Raw genomic sequence first — 7,493 nt, forward strand, 5'->3', positions numbered from 1 at the left:
CCTATCCCACTAATAAGACTTTTGCTAAAAACTCTAAATATGTTGATACTTAAAAACGAAAAATCAAGCTTTTCAAACACATTTTACTTAAACAAATAAACTTGTTAAAAATAGTGGGATAGCTTCATTTAACTATAAAGGATGCGCTTAACCCAAACTACATATTGTTGATGATTCTTGATAACTTAAATTACTTCTCTTCCATCAGTTCCTGGCAGATTTAAATCTATTAAAATCAGTGTAGGACGAGGAGCTACTTCAGGAGAATATTCTCCTGTCTGGAAAACAAAATCTAATGCGTTATCTCCATCTACACAGTGATATATAGGATACTCAAAACCTTGTTTCCTCAGAAGTCGGATTAATTTAGTGTAATCTTCCTCACTATCTTCAACTATTAGCAAAGATAATTTTTTTTGTTTATTTAGTAATTCACTCATTGATGATTAATTCTCTGATAATTTGAGATAGAATGTTGTTCCTTCTCCATAATTAGACTCCAGTCAAATTTTACCACCATGACGCTCAATGATTTTTTTGACTATTGTTAAACCCACCCCTGTACTGCCACCAAACTTATCTTTCCCATGTAATCGTTTAAAAAGTTTAAAAATTGTCTCTATATGCTTTTATCGAATACCTATACCATTATCTTTGATAGATATCATACAGGCAGATTATTCAGTTTTTTTATAACCAATTTCTACAGTTTTATGAGTTTTTTTATTATATTTAACAGCATTATTAATTAAATTGCTAAATACTTCTTCCATGATAATTTTGTCACCATAAATTATCGGTAAATTTGGCGTTGCTGAGTGGTAATGATTTTGAGATTAACTTTGGGCGCAAAACATCAGTTTTTCAATTTTACCTTCAGCTAATAGACATCTCCAAGAATCAAAAATCAATATCTATATCCCAAAGAAATTATCAATTCTTTCCCCTCTAGGGAGGGGGAGGGGCGAGGGGTGGGTTCCCTACAGCAAAGCTGCCTACTCCCTACTCCCGATGCGTGGAGTAGATGTCTAATTATCATTACTTTGAGATTTTTTCCTATTTTTTGAAGTTCTCCTTCTGCATAAATTATTGCTCCCGTTGCCCCTACTATTGTTAATAATTTTTCTCCAAATCAAATATAGTGTATAATTTGGTGATTATTGCTGATTTAACTACTATAATTAGTGCCATTGCCTAAGTAGTGGATATGTCTGCACCCTACCGTTGAAATGCTATATAAGTTATTGATGCTGAATAATTCTAGTTAATTCACTATTTTTTCATTAGACATCTCCAATAATAAAAAATCAAATTAATTCTCGTACATAAATCATTAATTATTTCCGCCTACTCTGTAGGGAGATTGCATGCAACCTCCCTACTACTCCCTCTTTTCTGGAGATGTCTATTAAGTAAAAGAAGAAAAATTTAATTTTCTAATTCCTCAACTAATTTCGGAACTCCTGCAGTTAATACTTCATTTCCTTCTGCAGTGACTAAAACATCATCCTCAATTCTAACTCCAATTCCACGCCAACGGTCATATACTTCCGGTTGACCTTCAACTGATTTAATATTCGGTCCGATATAAATACCAGGTTCCACAGTTAAAACTTGCCCTGGTTGTAAATTTTGTGGATTTTCTCCCCACTGATAAACACCCACATCATGTACATCTAAACCTAACCAATGTCCGGTTCTGTGCATATATAAATGCTTATATTTTTCCTTTTCAATTATTTCATCAATATTACCTTTTAATAATTTTAAATCAATCAAACCTTCCACTAATACTCGTACTGCTGTATCATGAAATTGTTTATAAGGATTTCCTGGTTTTACTTCAGAAATTGCTGCTTGTTGCGCTCTTAAAACCAACTCATAAATAACCTTTTGTTCCGGTGTAAACTTTCCACTTATAGGAAAAGTCCGAGTAATATCAGAATTATAATAATTGTAAGCAGCTCCAGCATCAATTAACAACAAATCATTTTCTTGCATTTGCCGATTATTTTCTATGTAATGAAGAATGCAAGAATTAGCACCAGAAGCAACAATAGAAGGATAAGCAGGAGTCGCTCCATGACGAGAAAAAATATACTCCATTTCCGCTTGAATTTGATATTCAAACTGCCCCACTTGAGCAAACTTCATCGCATGGTTATGAGCATCAACAGCAATATCAGCAGCTTTCCGCATTTGTTCTAATTCCGCAGTGCTTTTAAGCAGACGCATCGGATGTAAAACCGTACCCGCATCTTGAATGGCGATCGGACCAGTACCAGTTTTCGGATGGACCCGCATCAAATTTTGCCAATGCCGAAGAATTGTTTCATTGAAATGGCGATCGCGTCCTAAACGATAATATATTTTATCGGCACCCTTCAAATATTCAGGTAACTTTTTATTCAGTTCATTAATAGAAAAAGCTGCATCAGCACCATACTTTTCCTTAGCAATTTCCACTCCAGCACGATAACCAGTCCAAGTTTCTTTTGCTTGGTCTTTTGGTTGCACAAACAAAACAAATTTATGCTTTTCATGGTGTGGTGCAATAACAGCTACAGCTTCTGGTTCATTAAAACCAGTTAAATAAAAAAAATCGCTATCTTGACGATAAGCATATTCTACATCATTGTGCATGACAGCCATTGGCGCACTTCTAAATATAGCCGTACCATTGCCAATTTTTGTCATTAATTGTTTGCGTCTTTGTTTATATTCTGTTGAAATTGTCATATTTTTCAGAAGTAATATTTATGTATTTTGAAAATACCCACAATAAAAGTTTTAGGGAACAGGGAACAGGGAACAGGGAACAGGGAAAAATTTATCAGAAAAAACATTCTTATATCAAGTCTCATTAATTAGCCATAATAAATTAGCCATCTTCAGTCATCTAAAGATGACTTCTGCTATGCAGCCCAGAAATTTATTTCTTGGCGGATGACATGACTTGCAAACCTCGCCAAAGATTTCAATCCTTGGCTAATAGTTTAAGTCATCTTAAGATGACTCTTGAGGAGTATGCCATCTTTTTATATAGTGGTTAAGTCAGTGCAACTTGATATTACTTCTAGATAACTAAATCCTTCTTCCTTCTTCCCGCTATATTAAAAGAACCAAAAATTAAGTACAAAAACTACTTAACTTTCAGTTCTTTTTTAAGACACTATATTTCACGCTTCAACTATTAGTAAATTAGGTAATGTATCATCATAAACCTACTAAATTAACTGAAGTGTAAAACCTCAATTACGCTGATAGCTGATAGCTGAAGTGCTTCTTGAAATTACATGATTGGAACAAAACGTTCTTTTTCTGGAACATTAGTGTACTCAGACACAATTTGTCGGAACTCATCACCATCAATAGTTTCTTTCTCAACGAGCAAATCAACTAAACGATCTATGACGACCCGGTTCTCACGCATTATATTACAAGCGTGCTCATAACAATGCTCAACAATAGTACGAACTTGATCATCAATACGAGAAGCAATCTCATCAGAATATTCTGAACGAGTCATTAAGTCGCGACCCAAAAACACCTCACTTTGTTGAGTCTCCAAAGACATCGGACCAAGATCAGACATACCATAACGAGTCACCATTTGACGTGCCATCCCTGTAACCTGTTGTAAGTCATTACCAGCACCAGTTGTCACCTCAGCATCACCAAAAATAACCTTCTCAGCAGCACGACCACCAAGAGCACCAGTAATACGAGCCAAAATTTGTGACCTAGAGATTAAACCTTGGTCTTCACTAGGCATAAACCAGGTGAGGCCACGAGCTTGACCACGGGGAATCAAAGTGACTTTTTGCACTGGGTCATGATCTTTGATCAAAGTACCAACGATGGCATGACCAACCTCGTGATAACCAATTAACCGCTTGCTCTTACCATCCATAAGTGGAGTTCCCTCCATACCTGCGACCACCCGGTCTACAGCATCATCAATTTCCGGCATAGTAATTGCTTCTTTACGACGACGAGCAGTGAGAATTGCAGCTTCATTCAGTAAGTTGGCCAAATCTGCACCTGTAAAACCAGGAGTACGACGAGCGATCGCATCTAGAGATACTTCTTCACTGAGCTTCTTGTTGCGAGCGTGAACTTCCAGAATTGACAAACGACCTTTAATGTCTGGAGCATCAACAGTAACTTGACGGTCAAACCTGCCTGGACGTAATAATGCAGAATCTAATACATCAGGGCGGTTAGTAGCAGCAATAATAATGATACCAGTGTTGCCCTCAAAACCATCCATTTCTGTCAACAACTGGTTAAGAGTTTGTTCCCTTTCATCATTACCACCACCGATACCAGCACCACGTTGTCTACCCACCGCATCAATTTCATCAATAAAGATAATACAGGGAGCGTTTTCCTTAGCTTTTTTGAATAAGTCGCGAACGCGGGAAGCACCCACACCCACAAACATTTCCACAAATTCCGAACCAGAAATACTGAAAAATGGAACACCAGCTTCACCAGCGATCGCCTTGGCCAACAAAGTTTTACCAGTTCCCGGAGGGCCAACTAACAGCACACCTTTAGGAATTCGCGCTCCCACTGCAGTGAATCGTTCTGGTTTTTTGAGGAAAGTCACAACTTCTTGTAATTCTTCTTTGGCCTCATCAACTCCAGCCACATCATCAAATAGTACACCTGTCTTCGCCTCCATGGAGAAGCGGGCCTTAGACTTACCAAAATTCATTGCTTGTCCAGGGCCACCAGGAACATTACTGGAGCGACGGAAGAGGAAAAATAGACCGACAATTAATAAAACTGGGAAAACCAAATTTCCTAATAATCCCCATATTGCCCCTTCATTGCGTGGGGGATGAGTGTCAAAACTAATATTTGCTTCTCGTAGACGAGAAATTAGGTCTGGGGAATTAGCTGGTAAATCTACTCTTAATCGTTGGACCCGATTATCTAGTTCTGGATCTACTGCTTCAACGATAGCTGTACGGCCACCTTCATAAAGGTCTACACTTGTCACTCGGTCTGCTTGTAAGTAGTCCAAGAATCGACCATAGCTCATCCGGGTACTAGCGGTATTGCTACCCATGTTTGCTACTGTCGGGGAAAATGCTCCTTGCCAAATGAAAAAACCTATGACTAGAGCTGGTAAGCTCCAAAGTACAATTGTTCTCCAAGAAATTTTCATAAATTATTGGCCTCTTTTAGTAAAATTGAATTGAAATAGTTGGTGTAAAAAATTACACTTTTGATATTTTTGCCCACCTGACTTGATTGAAGGCGGAGAGTCCCAAATATAACTATTTGGCTCCCTGTTGCCTCTTCTAGAGGAGCTTTCCTAGGGAATACTCGGCAAACGCTAACAATGTACCTACCATTCTTTGGGGTCAACCATTTCAGGTTTAAAGGTTTGCTCCACAGGTAAGCCAGGGCAGTTTTGGGGGTCTCCCCCATCAGCTACTGGAACTAACACCGTTAGTCCAGTGGCCAAGAAATACTCATAATCTTAACTAAATGTAACTTAACAATAGACATTAGGGCAACTACTTGGACTTCCAGAACAAATCTCCTGGCATTGACACAAACAAATTAGGGGAGTAGAAATTCCTTTAGAGTTATCCCCGATGGAAGCAATCTTAGGCTAGGGTTAGCAACATATATATTTAGAAGAGAATATTTAATTTCTAAGGCTTTGATGAGAAAATAAGTGAAGGGTATGATCAAGAATATTAAGAAGGAAGTATTAATTTAAGGTTAAATCTCTAAATTAATATCTAAATTAATATTAAGTCATTTTGTCAGAAGTAGGGAATTACTCTAGTTCCCTAGATGTTTCACTTGCCAGTGAAGTGAGGCACGGTCAAAAAATCAACTTTTTTCCTCTTCCTTTTCCTTTATATGTGCTAAACATTTTTAACTTAAGATGCTAAGTTTGTGGAAAGTTATTTTAATTAACTTAGAAATTCTTATAATAATTCCTGAAAAGTTTCATTAACCTGTTCAATTAATGGAGCTTCGTGAAACTATGCTTTAATAATAATTTTGATCAGACTAATATCTAATATTATATTTAGTTAGCTATATGTCCTCGACTCAAAAGAACAGGTTTGACCAAAAACCTATCTGGGGGAATTCTGAAAATCTCCACTTTTCGATCACTCGGTTGAAAATAATCCCTTGTTAAAACAAGTGTGAAATAGAGGAATGTCTCACGCCTGATATGGTAATCTCCTCGTATTGCAGAAGTGAAGATGTAAAAGTATAGACTGTGTATTCTCCAGTTGACTGAAACTTCTGAAAGTACTTTACTTCTAAATTCTATGTTAATTTTATTCGCTTAATACCGTAGGTCTTAATTCATTTATAACTTAGGATTTTTAACAACGGTAGTGTTTTGATTTAAAAATTTAGTGAGGTAATACAACCTAATGGTTATTAAACAGCCAGCAGCAGCAATGCTGACCCAGAAACCACCTAGTGTCCATAAAAAAACAATCCTGAGTGTGGACTTAGGACGGACAGCTAGTAAAGCTTGTGTTAGTCGGACTCCAAATGGTGTAGTTTTCATTCCAGCTAATGTCAAACAATTAAGTTTAGAACAAGTAAGATCGGGTAATTTTGAGTCTAAACCTACAGACCCACTATTAGATATGTGGCTGGAATATCAAGGCTCTGGATACGCTGTAGGTCAATTGGCTGCTGATTTTGGGGCCAATCTATTCGGTGATGAACGCTCTTTTGCCAAGTCCAAAGTCGAAGATGCTCTCATTAAAATTTTGGCCTGTGCTGGTTATTTTCAGCTCAAAGGCGAATTTTCAGTTGTGATGGGTTTACCATTTTATTCCCAAGAGCAATTTGAAAAGGAAAAGGAACAGATTGTTAGTCAATTACAATGTCCTCATAAAATGTCTTATCGAGGTAGCGAACCTACCGAAATTAGAATTAATAAGGTTTGGATCATGCCAGAGGGGTATGGTAGTTTGCTATGGTGTGAAGCTAACAACGGCAAGGAATTTCAGCCAGAGTTACCTAAACTATCTCTTGCTATTGTTGATATTGGCCATCAGACTACAGACTTTTTAATGGTAGACCGTTTTCGGTTTGCTAGAGCTGCTTCTAAGAGTGAACCTTTTGCCATGAGCCAATTTTATGAAGATGTGGCTTCTAAGATTGAGGGATCAGATGCTCAGTCTTTATATTTGCTAGAAGCAGTCCATAAACCAGAAGGCCAGCGTTCCTACCGTCCCAGAGGAGCGACAAAACCTATTAATCTTGATGGCGTTGTGCCTGAGTTGCGTAAAGTTTTTGCAGCTAAACTCTGTGACCGTTTGATTAAGTGGCTACCAGAAAGGGTGACAGATGTTGTTATGACTGGCGGTGGTGCAGAATTTTTCCAGGAAGATTTGGAAAGGTTATTACAAGAGGCAGGTCTCAATGCTCATTTAGCTCAACCACCTAGAGAAGCAAATGCTCTGGGACAATATATTTATGAAGAGGCTCAA

6 protein-coding genes are annotated in these 7,493 nt (G+C 37.6%); 1 reads left to right on the plus strand and 5 read right to left on the minus strand.

The features are described from left to right. Window positions 1-185: 185 nt before the first annotated feature. From F6K13_RS10425 to ftsH2, 5 genes are all read right to left on the minus strand, one after another. Window positions 186-440, minus strand: coding sequence for a hypothetical protein (locus F6K13_RS10425; protein WP_124145833.1), 255 nt, complete (start codon window positions 438-440; stop codon window positions 186-188). Window positions 441-503: 63 nt separating this feature from the next. After that, window positions 504-623: an ATP-binding protein gene (locus tag F6K13_RS35060; RefSeq protein ID WP_353734854.1), complete on the minus strand. Its 120-nt coding sequence runs from the start codon at window positions 621-623 to the stop codon at window positions 504-506. Between the two features lie 284 nt (window positions 624-907). Beyond that, window positions 908-1,039: a hypothetical protein gene (locus tag F6K13_RS10430; RefSeq protein ID WP_287287326.1), complete on the minus strand. Its 132-nt coding sequence runs from the start codon at window positions 1,037-1,039 to the stop codon at window positions 908-910. Between the two features lie 389 nt (window positions 1,040-1,428). After that, window positions 1,429-2,739, minus strand: coding sequence for an aminopeptidase P N-terminal domain-containing protein (locus F6K13_RS10435; RefSeq protein ID WP_124154846.1), 1,311 nt, complete (start codon window positions 2,737-2,739; stop codon window positions 1,429-1,431). A 553-nt stretch (window positions 2,740-3,292) separates the two neighbouring features. Beyond that, entirely contained in the window at window positions 3,293-5,179 is a 1,887-nt protein-coding gene (gene ftsH2, locus F6K13_RS10440; protein ID WP_124145831.1) for an ATP-dependent zinc metalloprotease FtsH2, read from the minus strand. A 1,240-nt stretch (window positions 5,180-6,419) separates the two neighbouring features. On the opposite strand from ftsH2, the gene F6K13_RS10445 reads away from it, so the two are divergent. After that, on the plus strand, window positions 6,420-7,493 hold a 1,074-nt coding region (locus F6K13_RS10445), incomplete at its 3' end, for a ParM/StbA family protein (RefSeq protein ID WP_287287328.1).

Source organism: Okeania sp. SIO2B9 (assembly GCF_010672505.1).
Taxonomy (GTDB): Bacteria; Cyanobacteriota; Cyanobacteriia; order Cyanobacteriales; family Microcoleaceae; genus Okeania; species Okeania hirsuta.